Origin of the sequence: Bacillus sp. FSL R5-0447 (assembly GCF_038606125.1) — a bacterium.
GTDB lineage: Bacteria > Bacillota > Bacilli > Bacillales > Bacillaceae > Bacillus > Bacillus velezensis.
Window position 1 is genome coordinate 3916346 of sequence record NZ_CP152012.1, and the last position, 18373, is coordinate 3934718.

The window sequence follows — 18373 nt, forward strand, 5'->3', positions numbered from 1 at the left end:
TTTATGCCTTTTACTTCAGGAAAATAGATCTGAAATCCAATCGACGAGGAAAAACTTCACTTCGGTATCATCGTCATCTTTATTTTCTTTCTTCGCTTTATCAGCCTTTGCTTTTACGTCATCCAGCACTTTTTTAGTCTGTTTCTGCGTTTCTTCCTGCTTCTGTCCGCCCTCTTCCTGATCTTTCACCGCTTCGCCGTTTGAGAAATCAAGGAAGCACAGCGGCGGAAACAAGACGCACCACCAGTTGGCGCCCTCGCCATTGCCGAGTGTAATTAAAATCGCTTCATATTTTCCGGCCGGATAGACCATATTGCCGTAAAGCTTTGTCGGAAACGAAATTTTATTGAATTGAACTGAAACGGATTGATGCGCACCCTTTTCTTTCATCGTCTGTTTGGCGATTTCTTTAATTTCAGGAAGCTTCGAACGAATGAGCCGCCGCGCTTCTTCAATGGAAGTGATATCTTTCACCCAGTCCGTGATTTGCTTGTTTACAGCATCTCTGATCTGGCGCTTGAGCTTTTGATCCTCATCGTTATCACTGTTGGCCAAAATTCTGAGCCGGATCGCTTCATCCGGTATGACGACGGGCTCATCGGCTGATGCCCGCGCCGTTTCTTCTTTTGTCAAACCCGCAAGCGCTCCTGATAATAAAAGAAAAATATATATGTAGATCATCATTGTCTGTTTCATCGGTCCCCACCGTTCCTCTCCGTGCTTTTTTTATCTAGTCCCATTATGGACATGACGGAAAAGGTTTAAACCGGCGGGAAGAAAAAAATCTAGCAAGCTGATAATCTGCATTGACAGATTCAAAATATGGTACGATATTATTTTGATAGGAGGTTTTCAGATGAAATATAATTACACCGTGCTGCTGTCGGCGGCATGTATGTCTGTCATTTATTCTATTTTGTATGTTCATCAATTCATTATCGCGGCTTTCATTTCGATGGCGTTTTATTTTCTGTTTCCTTATTTGATTTTTGCGCTGCCGCTTCAATACTTTCTGAATAAAAAGCCGAAGAGATTTCATCCGCTGTATTTTCTTTATTATTTAGGGGTGTCATTCATTGCAAACGGGATCATCTTCGGTCTTTTGCAGCCGTCAGGCCAATCTCTGTTTTCTAATTCAGCCTTTTATATCTTTGCGGTTTTAACAGCCGTCGTCTATTGGGTATGGGATTCCGTATTGCTGCAAAGACAAAATCCGGCTACAGAAGCGTAATCAGCAGACAGCCGGCTGAAGGGAGAGCGGCGCAAAAGAAAACGGCGGCCATCTTTAAACGGGCGTGCCGTCCTTCTTCTGTTTCAGAATGATAATTGGCCCGCTGCTCCGCTCCGCTTACGGCCAGCCCTGAAACGATGATCGCTGTGACGATAAGAACAGCCGTAACGGCGCCGAAAATGATATCAACGCCAAACGGCAGAACAAACCCCGCCGCATAAGCTGCGGCGGCGAGTATACATCCGAAGGCGAACGCTTTTTTCAAGGCGGATGCCCCTTTCATTTTCTTTCCATTGTAACAAAAGCCCGCCGTGTGCGTCACCGGCGGGCTTTTTTCATGATGTGATGACCGCGGATACGGTTCTGTCTTTTCCGTTGATGTCCTGTACGACTTCCACTTCCGCATTCGGAAAGGAATGACGGAACAGGTCTTTCACGGCTTTCCCCTGATTATATCCGATTTCAAAGACGACAAGCGCTTTATCTTTCATGACAAGAGGCAGCTCCTCCATAAACCGCTTGTAGAATTTCAAACCGTCACCGCCGTCCGTAAGAGCATGAAGCGGCTCATGGAAACGGACGATATCCGACAAATCCGCCATTTCTTCTTCAGAAATATACGGCGGATTGGAAACAATAATATCTGCTTTTTTCCCTGATGAAATAAAAGGAGTTAACAGATCTCCCTGCAAAAAACAGACGTCCGCTCCGAGGTTTTGCGCATTTCTTTCCGCCACCTGCAGCGCTTCTTTTGAAATATCCGAAGCCGATACTGAAAAATGTCCGCATTCCAGCGCGAGCGTCACCGCAATGGCTCCGCTCCCCGTACCGATATCAATGACGTTCAGGCGTTCTGCCTCGGAAAATGCCCGCTTCTGTCTGTCCAGCAGATGAAAGACGACTTCTTCCGTTTCCGGACGCGGAATGAGAACATCGTCATTCACAAAAAATTCCCTGCCGTAAAACTGTTCTTTCCCGATAATATATTGAATCGGAATACCTTCTTTATGCATCTCCACGTGCCGCCTGAATCGATAAAGCTCGTCCTCGCCGACGGGCTCCTGCAGACTTGCGAGAAGCTTGCTCCGATCCATTCCGGTATCATTTAACAGCAGCAGCTCGGCCGCGTTTTTTTCTCTTCCCGCTTCGGTTAAATAAGAAGAAGCCCAGCTTAGGGCTTCAAAAACGGTCTTCATCTTAATTTTCCGCCTGCTGGAGCTTGCTTGACTGGTCTTCTACGATTAACGCTTCAACCACTTCATCAAGCTTGCCTTCCAGGATTTGATCCAGCTTTTGAATCGTCAGGCCGATGCGGTGATCCGTCACACGGTTTTGCGGGAAATTGTATGTGCGGATACGCTCGGAACGGTCGCCTGAACCGACGGCTGATTTACGGGTCTGATCATATTCAGCCTGAGCTTCCTGCTGGAATTTGTCATAGATTCTGGCGCGGAGCACCTTCATCGCTTTTTCTTTGTTTTTAATCTGAGATTTTTCATCCTGACAGGAAACGACGACACCGGTCGGTAAATGCGTCAGGCGTACGGCCGACATCGTCGTGTTTACGCTTTGTCCGCCCGGTCCGCTTGATGCGAATGTATCGACGCGGATGTCTTTTTCGTGGATGTCCACTTCTACTTCTTCCGCTTCAGGAAGACACGCCACCGTCGCCGTGGATGTATGAATACGGCCGCCTGATTCCGTTTCCGGAACACGCTGTACGCGGTGCGCGCCATTTTCATACTTCAGCTTGGAGTATGCGCCTTTTCCCGTAATCATAAAGATGATTTCTTTGTAACCGCCCGTTCCGGTCACGTTTGCTTCCATGACTTCAGTCTTCCAGCCTTGAATTTCGGCGTAACGGGAGTACATTCTGTAGAGATTTCCCGCAAACAGCGCGGCTTCTTCTCCTCCCGCTGCTCCGCGGATCTCCATGATTACGTTTTTGTCATCGTTCGGGTCTTTCGGGATGAGGAGCACTTTCAAACGCTCTGATAAGGTTTCCGTCTCTCCCTGCAGTTCGGAGATTTCTTCCTTCACCATTTCTCTCATATCGGCATCAAGCTTTTCCTCAAGCATCGCTTTCGCATCGGCAAGCTGTTCTGATGCGTCTCTGTATTGTCTATAGACTTCAACGGTTTCTTGTATATCAGATTGCTCTTTCGAATATTCTCTAAGCTTTTTCGGATCGTTGACCACTTCCGGATCACTTAAAAGCTCATTTAATTTTTCGTATCGTTGTTCAATTGACTGTAAACGGTCTAACACGGTCTTCACCTCTGTTTTCCTGTGCGTAACATTCTCATTATAGTATAGGGCTTATCGCCAGTCAAAAGCAATTCGCCTCTGTTATACTGAAGCAAAAAAGGAGGGGCGGATATGCTGAAATCCATCCACCATATAGCAATCATATGCTCTGATTATGAAAAGTCGAAAGCTTTTTACACCGAGATACTCGGTTTCGGCATTATAAAAGAAACATACCGAAAGGATCGCGGATCTTATAAACTTGATCTGGCGCTGGACGGCGCGTATGCGATTGAATTGTTTTCCTTTCCCGATCCGCCCGAACGGCCGACCAGACCGGAAGCCGCGGGTCTCCGGCATCTCGCCTTCACCGTAAACGATCTTGAAGCAGCCGTCAGGGAGTTAAAGGAAAAGGGCGTCGGCACAGAACCGATCAGAACCGATCCGCTGACGGGGAAACGGTTTACCTTTTTCTTCGATCCCGACAAGCTTCCGCTTGAATTGTATGAAGCGTAACGTTTTTTGAAGAAATGCCGCTTTCTTTGGCGAATTCCTTCTTGTTTTGTCTAACATGAAGGGAACGCCGCCTCATGGTCGAATACCTAGCAAAAAGGAGGTATGTGATCATGAATACAAACATGGCCGCGAAAGAGCTCGGCGTCTCCGCAAAAACGGTGCAAAGGTGGGTCAAGCAGCTGAATCTTCCGGCTGAACGGAATGAGCTCGGACATTATTCCTTTACACCTGAGGATCTTGATGTGCTGAAATCGGTCAAACGGCAAATTTCTGAAGGCACTGCCCTTCTGGACGTTCAAGTGCCCCGGCAGCCGAAAAAACGGACGGGCTTCATTTTGCAGCGTCCGAAAATCAATGGCGGCGCTGAACAAAGATTGGCAGAGCTGGAGCGCAAACTGGACATTCTCACGAAAGAGAAACAAGGTGAGAACCATCTGCTTTCAAGGATAGAAGAGCTTGAACGCCAGCTGAAACAAAAGGCGGATGAAGGGGTGTCTTATCAGCTTCTTCAGCACAGGCGGGAAATTGACGACCTCAATACCGAATTGCAGACATTGGCCTCCCGCATCCAGGAACTTGCCCAGACAGCTCCCCTCTCAGAAACAGCCGCTTCTTCAGAACATAAGAAACCCAGAAAAAAAACGAGATTTTCGCCCTTTAAATTTCAATTCTAATCAAAAAAGCTCCCTGAAACAGGGAGCTTTTCATTATGCAGTCAGCGCAATGATGATCGGCAGTGAGATGAGAGATAAAATCGCACTGATCACGAACGCGGACGCAGTTTCTTCCTCTTGTTTTTCGAAACGTGTGGCAATCATCGCCGCTACCGCAGATCCAGGGAATGCAACGAGCAATACCGCTTTTGTGATCTGGTCAGCCGAAAGTCCGACTGCAAGAGCGATTAAGTACATCAGCGCAGGCTGAACGGCAACTTTTAACAAAGCGATACCGAAAGCCGGCAGACTGAGCTTAATGCTGCGGATACCGACAGTTACACCGACGGCAAAGAGCGCGACACCCGATGTTGTGCTTCCGAGCTGATCAAGCATTTTTTCTCCCAAAGCAGGGAGTGTTACACCGCAGAGTACCAAAATGATACTGATAAGCGGTGCAGCCGCAAGCGGTTCGGAAAGACCGTGAAGAATAGACTTACCAGTCATTTTCCAGAAGTTCTCGTTTTCAGTGTCTTTTTTCTTAGATGACTCACCGACAGTAGCAATAATGATCGCAAGCGGGTCAAGGATGGCGTTAACCACGATACCCGTAACGGCGATAGGAATCGCTACTTCGCTTGCTCCGAATAAGCTTCCGAGTACGGGAATACCCATAAAAGCAAATGTCGGCTGTGCAGAGTTTAAAGAAAATACAGATGAATTCGTTAAATCATACTTGAAGATAAATTTGCAAACCAACAAAATGACGATAAAGAATCCGACAATCCCAATGATCAAAGCGACCATCAAAGGAACCTGTGATAAAAACGCACTTCTTGAAGTGGTTAAAATACTTGCGATAAAATGCGCCGGAAGCGCGTACTTCGTAACTAAGGTGCTTACCCCTTTTGCTGACTTCGCGTCATAACTTCCGAAGCGACCTGCGAACCATCCCAGCACGATCACGAAAAAGATCGGCGCCAGGAGGATTAAAATATCTAAGAAGCTCAAAATGTTCTCCTCCAAATCCTTAATGTCCGTATACTTTAGCCTTTATATAAAAGCTTTCCCTCGGACTGTAAAATTAATCGTAAAAATTATTTAGCGACAACTTGTTTATATTGCGGTTTCCACATTGCATCAAGAACGGCTTGTTCTACATTTTCAGGAATGCGGTTTGCCACGCCTTCTTTAATGGCAGTTTCCGCTACGGCGATCGCAACTTTAATTGAAACTTCTTGTAAGTCGCTCATGCTCGGCAGAAGGCCTGCACCCGGTGTTTCAAAATCAACGCTTTCTGCGATTGCGTCAGCAGTTGCCGCAAACATTGCAGGAGTAATCACTTTCGCTTCTACAACGATTGAACCGAGACCAAGTCCAGGGAACGCGAATGCGTTGTTAGATTGTCCGATTTCATGAGAAACGCCATTGTACTCTACATTGTCAAACGGGCTTCCTGTCGCCACAAGCACTTTGCCGTCAGTCCATTTGAAAAGATCGCTAGGAACGGCTTCAGCAAGCGGTGTCGGGTTAGACATCGGCATGATGACCGGACGCTCAACGTGTTTTGCCATTTCTTTGACGATTTCTTCACTGAACGCGCCGCTTTGGCCTGATGTACCGATTAAGATTGTCGGTTTCGCTTGACGGATCACTTCAATGAAAGGAATTTGTCCATTTTCATCGCGTTTCCAATCTTTAATTTCTTCAGCTGTGCGCAGGTACGGCTCTTGGAAATCAAGAATGTTTTCCATACCTTCAATTAACAAGCCTCTGTAGTCCATTGTGTAGAACGCTTTGTTGGCTTCTTCTTCAGAAAGACCGGCAAGCACCATAGTGTCGCGGATTTGGTCAGCGATTCCGATTCCGGCAGATCCCGCACCGAAGACAACCACACGCTGGTCTTTAATAGACGCGCCTGTTTTCTTCATAGCCGCAAGCACACCTGCAAGCGTAATCGCACCTGTTCCTTGAATGTCATCGTTGAATGTAAGAATTTCATGGTTGTATTTCTTCATGATATTGCGCGCGTTTTTGTTTCCAAGGTCTTCCCAGTGAAGAAGAGCTTTAGGGAAATATTTAAGCGCAGCTTTTACATAAGCGTCAACGAAAGCTTCGTAACGTTCGCCTTGGATACGTTCATGGCGGTTACCGATGTATAAAGGATCGTTCAGAAGTTTTTCATTGTTCGTACCGACGTCAAGAACGACAGGAATGACGCGGCTTGGGTCAATACCGGCAGCAGCTGTGTATACCGCTAATTTACCGATGGCGATGTTGATACCGCCTACACCCCAGTCACCGATTCCGAGGATGCTTTCTGAGTCTGTCGCAACGATCAGATCAATATCTCCGGCAGTGGCATGAAGGTTTTCAAATGCCTCTTCAATTCCTTCCACGTTGTCGATAGAAAGGTAAATTCCTTGAGGTCTTCTGTACTCATGACTGTATTCTTGAATCGCTTCACCGACAGTCGGTGTGTAAACAACCGGCAGCATTTCACGAAGATGGTTTTGAAGCAATTTAAAGAAAAGAACTTCGTTACGGTTTTGCAAATCATTCAAATACACGTTTTGGCGAAGGCGGTCCGGCTGAGCTTGAAACTGCTCGTATGCGCGTTTTGCCTGCTCATCAAGAGACAGAATTGTCGGAGGAAGCAGCCCGTCTAATCCAAGGCTTTTTCTTTCTTCTGCTGAAAACGCAACACCTTTATTTAAAGTAGGGATAGATAGAACTTCTTTTCCTCTTAAAGTAGTTTCTAAGTTGCCTTCCTTCGTTACTTTAATATTATTCAAGAAAATCTCCTTCTTTCTTCAAATAGTTAACAAAGTTAAGTAATTACCCATTTTGGCTAGTGTGATCGCGATCTGCTATATCTTTTTTTGACAATTATTCGAACAATGTCTCATAACTATTTACATTACTTAGTCATTTTATGCCTGTAAAAATGAAAATTCAAGAGATGAAAATTACTTAATTTTTTCATACTCTTTTTTAAGTTATTTAACTACAATTTTTGAAAAAACGTCAAAAAAACACCGGATTTTTTACCGATGTTTTCATGAAAAGGGTTATTTATCAGTCTGTTTTTTTCGGCACTTCGTGATGATGTCTGCATCTCGCTTCGTATGACTCCGACGCGCCGACTAAAATGACCGGATCATCATAGGAAGCGGGCTTCCCGTCAATCAAACGCTGCGTACGGCTTGCCGGCGACCCGCAAACGGAGCAGACCGCCTGCAGCTTCGTCACCGATTCGGCAACCGCCATCAGATTCGGCACCACGCCGAAAGGCTCTCCCCGAAAATCCATATCAAGTCCGGCAGCGATGACACGATAGCCTTTATCCGCAAGCGAGGATAAGTCGCCGATGATCGATTCGCCGAAAAACTGCACCTCATCTACCGCGATGACGTCCGTGCTTTCACTGATATGATCCCATATTTCAGCCGAAGACGAGATGACGTGGCTTGTCATGGATGTGCCGTTGTGAGAAACGACGGCCTCCTCACTGTAGCGATTATCAATGGCAGGTTTGAACACCTTGACCTCCTGCTTCGCATATGTCGCTCTTTTCACTCTGCGGATCAGCTCTTCTGATTTCCCAGAGAACATGCTGCCGCATATCAGCTCAAGCCAGCCGCTTTGCTTCATTATGTACATAGGCTATCCGCTCCCCTTTTTTTCCTGTTTATGGACATAAAAAACAGGCAAGAAGCAATTCTTGCCTGCCTGTAAAATCTATTATTACTTAAGACCGTATTTTTTGTTAAAGCGATCAACACGACCATCAGCAGAAGCGAATTTTTGACGTCCAGTGTAGAATGGGTGGCATTCAGAGCAAATCTCAACGCGTACCTCTTCTTTTACTGAGCCTGTTTCAAATTCATTTCCGCAAGCGCATTTAACTGTTGCTTTTTTGAAATTAGGATGAATTCCTGCTTTCATTGTATCCATCTCCTTCCGCCCTGAATCCCGTGTGGAAACAGAGTTATTATTCCGGAGTAATCCGGAACGCATATGAGAGAATTATATCAGTCATTTACTGCATTTGCAAATACATTTTTTATCAGCGGCGGGCTGATGATGAAAGGTTTGCCTGCTTCCATTCTTGGTTAATCAGATCGAAGAATTCCTGATTCGTTTTTGTTTTTTTCATTTTTCTCATAAACTTCTCTGCGAAGTCCGGAGAATCAGACATCGATTTGCGGATCGCCCATAAACGGTCAAGATGCTCTTTCGGCACAAGCAGCTCTTCCTTCCGTGTGCCGGAGCGGCGGATATCGATCGCCGGGAAAATCCGTCTTTCCGCAAGAGAACGGTCAAGGTGAAGCTCCATGTTGCCCGTTCCTTTAAACTCTTCATAGATGACGTCATCCATCCGGGAGCCCGTGTCTACGAGCGCCGTCGCCAAAATGGTCAGACTGCCGCCCTCTTCAATGTTTCTCGCGGCACCGAAAAAGCGCTTCGGACGATGGAACGCAGCCGGGTCAATCCCCCCGGAAAGCGTACGTCCGCTTGGCGGGATAACGAGGTTGTAGGCCCGTGCCAGGCGGGTAATGCTGTCCATCAGAATGATAACATCTTTTTTGTGTTCAACGAGACGCATTGCCCGTTCAAGCACAAGCTCCGCTACCTTAATGTGATTTTCCGGCACTTCATCGAACGTCGAGCTGACGACATCGCCCGCTACGGAACGTTCAATATCCGTTACTTCTTCCGGTCTTTCATCAATTAAGAGAACGATCAATTCAGCGTCAGGCTGATTTGTCGTAATGCTGTTAGCGATTTCTTTTAACAGCATGGTTTTACCGGCTTTCGGCGGCGCCACGATCAGACCGCGCTGGCCGAAACCGACGGGAGCCATCATATCAAGAATTCTTGTTGAGAGATAATTCGGTTTCGTCTCAAGCACCATTTGGCGGTCCGGATAAAGCGGAGTCAGCGCAGGAAAATGGACGCGCTCTTTCGCAGATTCCGGATCATCTCCATTTACCGCTTCAACGTGCAAAAGTCCGTAATAGCGTTCGTTTTCTTTCGGCGGACGCACCTTGCCGGATACTTTGTCACCGTTTCTTAAATCAAAGCGGCGGATCTGAGAAGCAGAAATGTAGATGTCTTCTGAGCTTGGCGAGTAATTAATCGGTCTGAGGAAGCCGAATCCTTCCGATTGGATGATTTCGAGCACGCCTTCCATAAACAGAAGATCCTCCTGCTCGGCGTTGGCTTTCAGAATGGCAAAGATTAATTCTTTTTTAGTCAGTTTGCTGTAGTAGGAGATTTTATAATGTCTGGCCAGTTCATATAGTTCTTTTAATTTCATATTTTCCAAAGAGGAAATAGATACGTCTTTCATAAAAACACCACGCTTTTCATAGTCAATGTATTGCTGTTTTCATTCAAATCGGCTGCTTCGCATGATTCCGCCAAAGCACATTCTTTTATAAAACGTTCAGGAACTTCTATCGGTAACACTTCCACCCATGATCGGCGCTTTTTTAAAAAAGGAATGTCTTAATGAGTTTTGAAGGAAGCGAGGACAAAAACTTGAGAAGATCAATATTTATATCGTCTGTATGCGGTAGAATTTGAAAATTTCCCAGTACTCAAAAGAAGGAATGACACAGAAAAATCGCAGCACTCTTTATTTTTACCTCATTTCAAAAAATTATTCAACTTAAATAATGCTTTGACATATAAATGATAGGGTTGACTCTTTATTGCAAAAGAAAAGCGGGACTTTCCGTCCCGCTTTTCTCTATTTATGGCCGGATCACAAGATTTGGTTTTTTCTTCAGGCTGTGTCTTCCGTCAACGAATCGGACCGTTCCTGATTTCGCCCGGATGACCAGACTTTCAGTCGTGCCGACGGAGCCTTTGAACTGAACGCCTTTCAGCAGCTCTCCGTCCGTGACGCCCGTTGCGGCAAAAATGGCGTCATCCCCTCTCACAAGGTCCTCCATCCGGAGCACTTTGGATACATCAAGGCCCATTCGCTCACAGCGGGCCTGCTCTTCCGCACTTTGCGGCAGAAGCCTGCCGATGATTTCGCCGCCGAGCGCTTTTAACGCAACGGCAGACAGCACGCCTTCAGGAGCCCCGCCTGAACCGAAGAGAATGTCTACTCCCGTATGGTCAAAGGCCGTATTGATGGCGCCCGCGACATCACCGTCGTTGATCAGTTTGATTCTGGCGCCCGCCTCACGCAATTCAGAGATGATTTTTTCATGTCTGTCACGATTTAAAATGGTTGCCACGACATCTTCAATGTCTTTGTTTTTCGCTTTCGCAACGGCTTTTAAGTTATCAATGACAGGCGCTTCAATATCGATGCAGCCTACCGCTTCGGGACCGACCGCGATTTTTTCCATATACATATCCGGGGCGTTCAGCAGTGTTCCATGGTCGGCGACCGCGATCACCGTCAGCGCATTCCAGCCGCCGCTCGCTACGATGTTTGTGCCTTCAAGAGGATCGACGGCGACATCGACGCGCGGGCCGTATCCGTTTCCGAGCTTTTCGCCGATGTAAAGCATCGGCGCTTCATCCATCTCGCCTTCCCCGATCACGACCGTGCCTTTCATCGGCACCGTGTCAAACACGTCACGCATTGCGCTTGTCGCCGCATCATCAGCTTCATCTTTTTTCCCGCGGCCCATCCATCTGGCAGATGCTAAAGCCGCCGCTTCAGTGACTCGAACCAATTCCATCGATAAGCTTCTTTCCATTTCAACACGATCTCCTCTCAAAAGTCCGCATTTCTATGAATTTTGGAGCTGTTCTATCTCTTCGTCCGTCAGCCTTTGCCGCCAGATTGTGGCGCCCAGACCTTCGAGTTTTTTCTCAAGATTGCTGTAGCCGCGGTCTAAATGCTCGAGACCGGTAATTTCGGTTACGCCGTCAGCCATGAGCCCGGCGACGACCAGACAAGCGCCTGCACGCAGATCGCTCGCCTTTACTTTTGCGCCCTGAAGCTCGGCCGGACCGGTGATAATGGCCGACCTGCCTTCCACTTTCATGTTGGCCCCCATCCGTCTCAGCTCATCTATATGTTTAAAACGGGCCGAGTAGATGGTATCGGTTACGACGCTCGTGCCGCTGGCTCTCGTTAACAGAGATGTCATCGGCTGCTGAAGATCAGTCGGGAATCCCGGGTAAACAAGCGTTTTTACGTCGACCGGTTTTATCTGCTTCTGCCCGCCGAGCATAAGAAGCTGATCGTCACTCGTCTCAATGTGAAAACCCATTTCCCTGAGCTTCGCCGTTAAAGACTCCAGGTGAGTCGGTATGACATTATCAATAATGACTTCTTTCCCCATCGCGGCGCCGGCGATCATAAAGGTGCCCGCCTCAATTCTGTCCGGAATGATCGTATGCCTGCATCCGTGCAGCTCTTTTACGCCGTCGATTCTGATTACATTGGTTCCCGCGCCTTTGATCTTTGCACCCATGCTGGTGAGCAATGTGGCAACATCAATAATCTCAGGTTCCTTGGCGGCGTTTTCTATCACGGTTTTACCTTCAGCCAGTACAGCGGCAAGCATGATATTGATCGTCGCTCCGACGCTGACGACATCTAAATAAATCCGTGCGCCTCTCAGCCTCTCGGCGCGCAGATAAATCGCGCCTTGTTCATTGGTGACTTCCGCCCCAAGCGCTTCAAACCCTTTGATGTGCTGGTCAATCGGCCTCGGCCCGAGATGGCATCCGCCCGGCAGTCCGATGACCGCCTGTTTAAAGCGGCCCAGCATCGCGCCCATTAAGTAATAGGAAGCGCGGAGTTTTTTCACTTTGCCGTTGGGAAGCGGCATGCTGATCATCGGGGAAGGGTCGACGACCATTTCTCCTTTTTCAAAATGGACGTTTCCGCCGATTTCTTTCAGCAGGTCACGCAGCGTTTCAATATCTGAGATCTCCGGAAGCCCTTCGATCGTTACTTCGGAATTTGCCAGAATGGTTGCGGGTATCAATGCGACGGCGCTGTTTTTCGCGCCGCTGATATGTACGGTTCCGTTTAACGGATCGCCGCCGGCAATATTCAACTTTTCCATGATAGTCTCCTTCCATAAGAAGATAGCTGCGGAGCGTAAATAAAATGGCATTTTATTCTGTCTCTGCAAATAAAGCTCTTGTCCAAAATGTAGCCAATTCGAAGAGAAAGAATACAAGGACATTATAAAATAACAGGAAGAAAATAGCGAAGCTTTGCGGGGCATTTTTAACACAGGATGCACAGAGGCCCGCCGGGTTCACATTCCGGGGAAACACACTCTTCACTTTGATACTGAAGGCCCGCTGCCAAACAGGAAAACATAAGGGTGCGGCAAACGGATGCAACCGGTTTGCCGCCCTTTTCACCCTTATTTATTCCAGTCTGCCAAGAATTGCTCGATGCCTTTATCCGTTAACGGATGTTTCGCCAGCTGGTGAATGACTTTCAGCGGCATCGTACCGATATGCGCACCGCGTAAAGCGGCTTCAGTCACGTGCTGCGCATGACGGATGGAAGCTGCGATGATTTGTGTATCAATGTCATGAATGTCAAAAATCTGTCTTATTTCTGAAATCAGTTCAAGACCGTTATGGCCGATGTCATCCAGACGGCCTAAGAACGGGGATACATAAGTCGCCCCGGCTCTTGCCGCCAAAAGCGCTTGGTTGGCGCTGAAAATGAGCGTTACGTTTGTTTTAATGTTCAGGTCGCTCAGCGCTTTTACGGCTTTTAACCCTTCAGACGTCATCGGGATTTTCACCGTGATATTCGGTGCGATTTTCGCAAGTTCTTTACCTTCTTCAATCATTTCTTCAGCATTCAGGGAAATGACTTCCGCGCTTACTGATCCGCTCACGACTTCCGTAATCTCACGAAGTCTGTCATGGAAAGACACGTCAGCTTCTTTCGCCACTAAACTAGGGTTTGTCGTAACTCCGGCAAGAACGCCAAGTTCATAAGCTTCTTTAATCTCGTCAATGTTTGCTGTATCAATGAAAAATAACATAAGGAAAGCCTCCCCAGTAATAAATTTTCAGAACTGTAAAACATGATTGCGCTTTCTAAAGGTAAGACATAAAACCGCCTGTCAATCCTGTCAGGCGGTTTATGGATGTTACATTGGATTAAGCTTGGTTTGAAGAACCGAACTCACGCATTTTGCCGATAACCGTTTCTTTGATCGCTTCACGAGCAGGTCCAAGATATTTACGAGGATCGTATTCGTTCGGCTTAGCTGCCAATGTTTCGCGGACAGCTTTTGCAGAAGAAATTTGGTTTTCAGTGTTTACGTTGATTTTAGCCGTACCAAGTGAGATTGATTTTTTAATGTCGGCAGTCGGAATTCCTGTACCGCCGTGAAGTACTAACGGAAGGCCGGTTGATTTGCCGATATCTTCCATTTCTTTGAAACCGAGGTTCGGTTCGCCTTTGTAAGGGCCGTGAACAGAACCCAGTGCAGGTGCAAGGCAGTCGATGCCAGTGCGCTCTACAAGTTCTTGACACTCTTTAGGGTCAGCATAGATTACGCCTTCAGCGATCACGTCATCTTCCTGTCCGCCTACAGTTCCAAGCTCAGCTTCAACTGAAACGCCGTGGAAATGAGCAAGCTCAACCACTTTAGCTGTAGTTGCTACGTTTTCCTCAAACGGGTGGTGAGATGCGTCGATCATTACAGAAGTGAAGCCTGCATGAATCGCTTTCGCACAAGATTCAAAGCTTGAACCGTGGTCTAAGTGAATGGCGACAGGAACTGTCACTTTGTATTCTTCCATAAGAGCTTTAACCATGGCAACCACTGTTTTGAAGCCGCCCATGTAGCGTCCCGCGCCTTCTGAAACACCAAGAATAACCGGGGATTTTTCCTCTTCTGCTGCTTGTAAAATAGCTTGAGTGAACTCAAGGTTATTTAAGTTAAATTGTCCAACAGCATATCCTTTTTCTTTAGCTGTATTCAACATTTCCGTCATTGAAACTAAAGGCATGTCGAAAGTCCTCCTTATGTAGCCTGATTTGCTTCTTCTCGAAAAAAGCTTTCCACCTATAGCATGACCATAAAAACCTGTCATATGTAAAACAACAGATCGCTTTTTCTCCATCTCTAGGATACCAACTTTTCGACAAATCGGCAACACAATGACATAATTGTTTCTAATTTTATTAATTCGATTTTAGAGGTAAATATTTTTTCACCGCGTCTCTGATCTCATCAATGTCAAAAGGTTTCGCAAAATGGGTCAGCGCTCCGAGCTCTTTTGATTCCTTAATCATATCGAGTTCTCCGTAAGCGGTCATGATAATGACGCGTATTGATTCGTCGATCATCTTCATGCGCTTGAGAATTTCGATTCCGTCCATGCCGGGGATTTTCATATCTAAAAGCACGAGATCGGGCCGTTCTTTCGTTACGATGTCCAGCGCCTGTATGCCGTTGGCGGCCTGAAACGTCTGGTACCCTTCTTTATGAAACACTTCATTGAGCAATATGCGTATACCGTATTGGTCATCTACGATTAAAATCTTTTCATTCATCATTTTACACCCCAATATTATCATTTTCGTCAAAAGGAAGCAGTTGTTTATGTATTCTGTTTGATTTTCACATTTCCTTTAATTATAATAGTCTACTTTCCGACATTTTCTGAGCATTTTCTCTTTTGTTGTATACTGTTCTTGTATGTGTAAAGGAGGTTTCACTCATGTTAAAGATATTTACGACGCAGCTTGCAGGCATTTTTTCCCGCATTCAGGATAAGGAATCCGAAGCAATAGAAGACGGCGCGCGCCTGCTGGCGCAGGCAGCCGTCAGCGGCCATACCATTTATTTATACGGCGCAAATGAGATGCAGGGCATTTTGTGCGAGGCGGAACTCGGCTCAGAACCGATGCCTTCCGTCAAAGCGTTTCCGGATACAGCTGATTCGATTACAGAAAGCGACAGGGTGCTGATGTTTTGTTCAGGTCCGGGCACGGCTGAAGAACAGGCGCTGGCTCAAAAGCTTTATGAAAAAGGGATCGGCCTCGTTGGCGTATCTCCTGTCATCAAAGATCAAACCGGGATTGAGGAATTTTGTGATGTTCATATTGACAGCAAATTAAAAATGCCGCTTCTGCCTGATGAAGACGGGACAAGATACGGCTTTCCTTCATTAATGACAGGCCTGTATGTCTATCACGCACTGTCCTTTACGTTAAAGGAAATGATGCAGGAATATGCCTGATGCAGAAAAAAGACTTGCCGCTTTTAAAGGAGGCAAGTCTTTTTTTATTACTTCTGTTCTGCAGCTTGTACGGAAGCACCGATAAAGTCTTTGAATAAAGGCTGAGGTCTTGTCGGTCTTGATTTGAACTCAGGGTGGAACTGGCAAGCGACATACCAAGGATGGTCTTTCAGCTCGATGATTTCCACAAGACGGCCGTCAGGGCTTGTTCCTGAGAACACAAAACCGTTCTCTTCCATTTGCTGTCTGTATTCGTTGTTGAATTCATAACGGTGGCGGTGGCGTTCGTATACCACTTCATCCGCATACGCTTCGAAGGCTTTCGTGTCTTCCTGAAGCTTACAAGGGTACAGTCCGAGACGGAGCGTTCCTCCAAGATCCTCGACATCTTTTTGTTCTGGCAGAAGGTCGATGATCGGATAAGGAGTGGACGGATCGATCTCCGCAGAGTGAGCCCCTTCCAGACCTAATACGTTTCGCGCATATTCAATGGATGCAATCTGCATACCGAGGCAGATGCCGAAGAACGGAATTTTATTCTCACGCGCATACTTGGCGGCGATGATTTTCCCTTCTACGCCGCGGTCTCCGAAACCGCCGGGCACGATGATTCCGTCTGTGCCGCTAGTCAGCTCTTGAATATTGCTTTCTGTCACTTCTTCGGCGTTAATCCATTTGATCTTCACATCAGCGTCAAACGCATAGCCGGCGTGGCGCAGTGATTCAACGACTGAAATGTAAGCGTCCTGAAGCTCGACGTATTTACCGACGAGGCTGATTGTAATGGTTTTAGACAAGTTTTTCACTTTCGTGACAAGGTCTTTCCATTCCGTCATATCCGGGTCTTTGCATTCTAATTTCATATGATCGCAGACAAGCTTATCGAGTCCCTGCTCCTGAAGGTTAAGCGGGATGGAGTAAAGGTTGTCCGCATCTTCGCACTCGATGACCGCTTTCGTGTCAATATCGCAGAAGAGCGCGATTTTATCTTTCATATCTTGAGAAATCGGCATTTCCGTGCGCACGACGATGATATTAGGCTGAATACCGAGGCTTCTCAGCTCTTTTACGCTGTGCTGCGTCGGTTTTGTTTTCAGCTCGCCCGCCGCTTTGATGTACGGAACAAGCGTACAGTGAATGTACATCACGTTTTCATGGCCGATGTCGCTTTTCATTTGACGGATGGCTTCAAGGAATGGAAGGGATTCGATATCTCCCACTGTTCCGCCGATCTCAGTAATGACTACATCTGCGTTTGTTTCTTTGCCTGCACGGTACACGCGGTCTTTCAGTTCATTTGTGATGTGCGGAATGACCTGAACCGTTCCGCCGAGGTAGTCCCCGCGGCGCTCTTTTTTCAATACGGCAGAATAGATTTTACCGGTCGTCACGTTGCTGAATCTGTTCAGATTAATGTCAATGAAACGCTCATAATGCCCTAAGTCAAGGTCAGTCTCAGCGCCGTCATCGGTAACGAATACCTCACCGTGCTGGTACGGGCTCATCGTTCCCGGGTCAACGTTGATATAAGGGTCAAATTTTTGGATGGTGACGCTCATGCCTCTGTTTTTCAAAAGGCGGCCAAGTGACGCAGCCACAATTCCTTTTCCGAGTGATGATACAACTCCCCCGGTTACAAAAATATATTTCGTCATTTCGTTTGCTCCTCTCTTCGGTCTGCGCTACATTCCTTAAAATGTGCCGTTTTATAGAAAATCATTTCACTAAAAACAAATGATGTGTAAAAGAATTTGGGAGATGAAAATAAGAAAGCTCCCTTTCAATTTCTTGAAAGGGAGCGTAGCACTCTTATGAATTCTCTTCTTTTTGAAGAGCCCAAAATACATACTACATAGTTCGACAATGAAAGTCAAGATCGTTTTGCTGATATAAAATCAGTCTTTGCGATCCTCTTCCTCATCATCATAATCTTCCTCATCTTCTTCAATCATCTCGTCTTCGATCTCAAGCTCGTCGTCATCTTCTTCATCGACATCTTCGTCGTCAAAGCTGTCTGCGTCAAGGTCAATATCTTCTTCCATTTCATCGAGATCGATGTCATCTTCATCAACTTCCTCGAATTCATCAAGGTCGAGATCTTCCTCAACGACTTTTTTCGCTTTTTTCTTTTTCGCTTTTACAGTCGGCTGTGTTTCTTCGTCCAGCTGATCGTACGGATACCAGCTGCGAAGCCCCCACGTCTGGTCTGACAGAGCAATAAAGCGGCCGTCAATGTTCAGGTCTGTATAAAATTGGGCGATACGGTCGCCCAGTTCCTCTTTCGTAACACCGAGCAAGGAGATCATTTCATTCAGCAGCTCCTGGAACGGAACCGGTTTTTTATGTTCTGAGAAAATTTCGTGAGCGATTTCAACTAAAGCCATCTGCTTCAGCTGTTCCTGAGAATATTGTTTGATACTCAAGGTCGGACACTCCCTTTCTATTACTTATATGTATCTGTTTCTATCCTATAATAAGAACGAATTTGTATTGTTTTGTTCATAAACCATACCTC

General features: G+C 46.6%; 20 protein-coding genes and 1 pseudogene. 4 read left to right on the forward strand and 17 right to left on the reverse strand.

What is annotated here, in order from left to right; translation table 11 throughout:
* Positions 1-15: 15 nt before the first annotated feature.
* Positions 16-696 (reverse strand): stage II sporulation protein R, encoded by a 681-nt coding sequence (spoIIR, locus tag NYE68_RS19700; RefSeq protein ID WP_324636323.1) that lies wholly within the window; start codon positions 694-696, stop codon positions 16-18.
* A gap of 160 nt (positions 697-856) precedes the next feature.
* Here spoIIR and NYE68_RS19705 point away from each other — a divergent pair, with 160 nt between their 5' ends.
* Entirely contained in the window at positions 857-1231 is a 375-nt protein-coding gene (locus tag NYE68_RS19705; RefSeq protein ID WP_003151143.1) for a UPF0715 family protein, read from the forward strand.
* Here NYE68_RS19705 and NYE68_RS19710 read toward each other — a convergent pair.
* From NYE68_RS19710 to prfA, 3 genes are all read right to left on the reverse strand, one after another.
* Positions 1218-1496, reverse strand: a complete 279-nt coding sequence (locus tag NYE68_RS19710) for a DUF5316 family protein (RefSeq protein WP_020954349.1) — start codon at positions 1494-1496, stop codon at positions 1218-1220. The genes NYE68_RS19705 and NYE68_RS19710 overlap by 14 nt on opposite strands.
* A gap of 70 nt (positions 1497-1566) precedes the next feature.
* Entirely contained in the window at positions 1567-2427 is an 861-nt protein-coding gene (prmC, locus tag NYE68_RS19715) for a peptide chain release factor N(5)-glutamine methyltransferase (RefSeq protein WP_015240760.1), read from the reverse strand.
* Position 2428: 1 nt separating this feature from the next.
* Complete coding sequence (prfA, locus tag NYE68_RS19720) at positions 2429-3499, reverse strand: peptide chain release factor 1 (protein ID WP_003151139.1); 1071 nt, start codon at positions 3497-3499, stop codon at positions 2429-2431.
* 111 nt (positions 3500-3610) lie between these two features.
* Between prfA and NYE68_RS19725 the strand changes: the two genes are divergently transcribed.
* Together NYE68_RS19725 and racA are read left to right on the forward strand one after the other, a co-directional pair.
* A complete protein-coding gene (locus tag NYE68_RS19725) occupies positions 3611-3994 on the forward strand; it encodes a VOC family protein (RefSeq protein ID WP_007614387.1) in 384 nt (127 codons plus the stop codon).
* A 110-nt stretch (positions 3995-4104) separates the two neighbouring features.
* Positions 4105-4668 (forward strand): chromosome-anchoring protein RacA, encoded by a 564-nt coding sequence (gene racA / locus NYE68_RS19730; RefSeq protein WP_015418422.1) that lies wholly within the window; start codon positions 4105-4107, stop codon positions 4666-4668.
* Between the two features lie 33 nt (positions 4669-4701).
* On the opposite strand, the gene NYE68_RS19735 is transcribed toward racA, so the two are convergent.
* From NYE68_RS19735 to spo0F, 11 genes and pseudogenes are all read right to left on the reverse strand, one after another.
* Positions 4702-5658 (reverse strand): AEC family transporter, encoded by a 957-nt coding sequence (locus NYE68_RS19735; protein ID WP_225045911.1) that lies wholly within the window; start codon positions 5656-5658, stop codon positions 4702-4704.
* Between the two features lie 86 nt (positions 5659-5744).
* Entirely contained in the window at positions 5745-7442 is a 1698-nt protein-coding gene (gene malS, locus NYE68_RS19740) for an oxaloacetate-decarboxylating malate dehydrogenase (protein WP_007407609.1), read from the reverse strand.
* A gap of 283 nt (positions 7443-7725) precedes the next feature.
* Entirely contained in the window at positions 7726-8310 is a 585-nt protein-coding gene (locus NYE68_RS19745) for a thymidine kinase (RefSeq protein WP_007614390.1), read from the reverse strand.
* An 84-nt stretch (positions 8311-8394) separates the two neighbouring features.
* Entirely contained in the window at positions 8395-8595 is a 201-nt protein-coding gene (gene rpmE / locus NYE68_RS19750; RefSeq protein WP_003151132.1) for a 50S ribosomal protein L31, read from the reverse strand.
* 121 nt (positions 8596-8716) lie between these two features.
* The gene (gene rho / locus NYE68_RS19755) at positions 8717-10003 is read right to left on the reverse strand and encodes a transcription termination factor Rho (RefSeq protein WP_003151107.1); all 1287 of its coding nucleotides are present in this window, start codon (positions 10001-10003) and stop codon (positions 8717-8719) included.
* Between the two features lie 99 nt (positions 10004-10102).
* Positions 10103-10208: pseudogene (locus tag NYE68_RS19760) on the reverse strand (hypothetical protein); the annotation flags it as partial.
* 201 nt (positions 10209-10409) lie between these two features.
* Positions 10410-11375, reverse strand: coding sequence for a class II fructose-bisphosphatase (gene glpX / locus NYE68_RS19765; protein WP_003151105.1), 966 nt, complete (start codon positions 11373-11375; stop codon positions 10410-10412).
* A gap of 33 nt (positions 11376-11408) precedes the next feature.
* Positions 11409-12698 (reverse strand): UDP-N-acetylglucosamine 1-carboxyvinyltransferase, encoded by a 1290-nt coding sequence (locus NYE68_RS19770; RefSeq protein WP_007407612.1) that lies wholly within the window; start codon positions 12696-12698, stop codon positions 11409-11411.
* Between the two features lie 309 nt (positions 12699-13007).
* Positions 13008-13646: a fructose-6-phosphate aldolase gene (gene fsa / locus NYE68_RS19775; RefSeq protein WP_007407613.1), complete on the reverse strand. Its 639-nt coding sequence runs from the start codon at positions 13644-13646 to the stop codon at positions 13008-13010.
* A 118-nt stretch (positions 13647-13764) separates the two neighbouring features.
* Entirely contained in the window at positions 13765-14622 is an 858-nt protein-coding gene (locus NYE68_RS19780) for a class II fructose-bisphosphate aldolase (RefSeq protein WP_003151102.1), read from the reverse strand.
* Between the two features lie 175 nt (positions 14623-14797).
* Positions 14798-15172: a sporulation initiation phosphotransferase Spo0F gene (gene spo0F / locus NYE68_RS19785; RefSeq protein WP_012118670.1), complete on the reverse strand. Its 375-nt coding sequence runs from the start codon at positions 15170-15172 to the stop codon at positions 14798-14800.
* A gap of 164 nt (positions 15173-15336) precedes the next feature.
* Here spo0F and NYE68_RS19790 point away from each other — a divergent pair, with 164 nt between their 5' ends.
* A complete protein-coding gene (locus NYE68_RS19790) occupies positions 15337-15858 on the forward strand; it encodes a DUF2529 domain-containing protein (RefSeq protein ID WP_007407614.1) in 522 nt (173 codons plus the stop codon).
* A gap of 47 nt (positions 15859-15905) precedes the next feature.
* Here the strand turns inward: NYE68_RS19790 and pyrG are convergent, their stop codons facing one another.
* Together pyrG and rpoE are read right to left on the reverse strand one after the other, a co-directional pair.
* Complete coding sequence (gene pyrG / locus NYE68_RS19795; RefSeq protein WP_007407615.1) at positions 15906-17513, reverse strand: CTP synthase (glutamine hydrolyzing); 1608 nt, start codon at positions 17511-17513, stop codon at positions 15906-15908.
* Positions 17514-17753: 240 nt separating this feature from the next.
* The gene (gene rpoE, locus NYE68_RS19800) at positions 17754-18281 is read right to left on the reverse strand and encodes a DNA-directed RNA polymerase subunit delta (RefSeq protein WP_014419114.1); all 528 of its coding nucleotides are present in this window, start codon (positions 18279-18281) and stop codon (positions 17754-17756) included.
* Between the last annotated feature and the right edge of the window lie 92 nt (positions 18282-18373).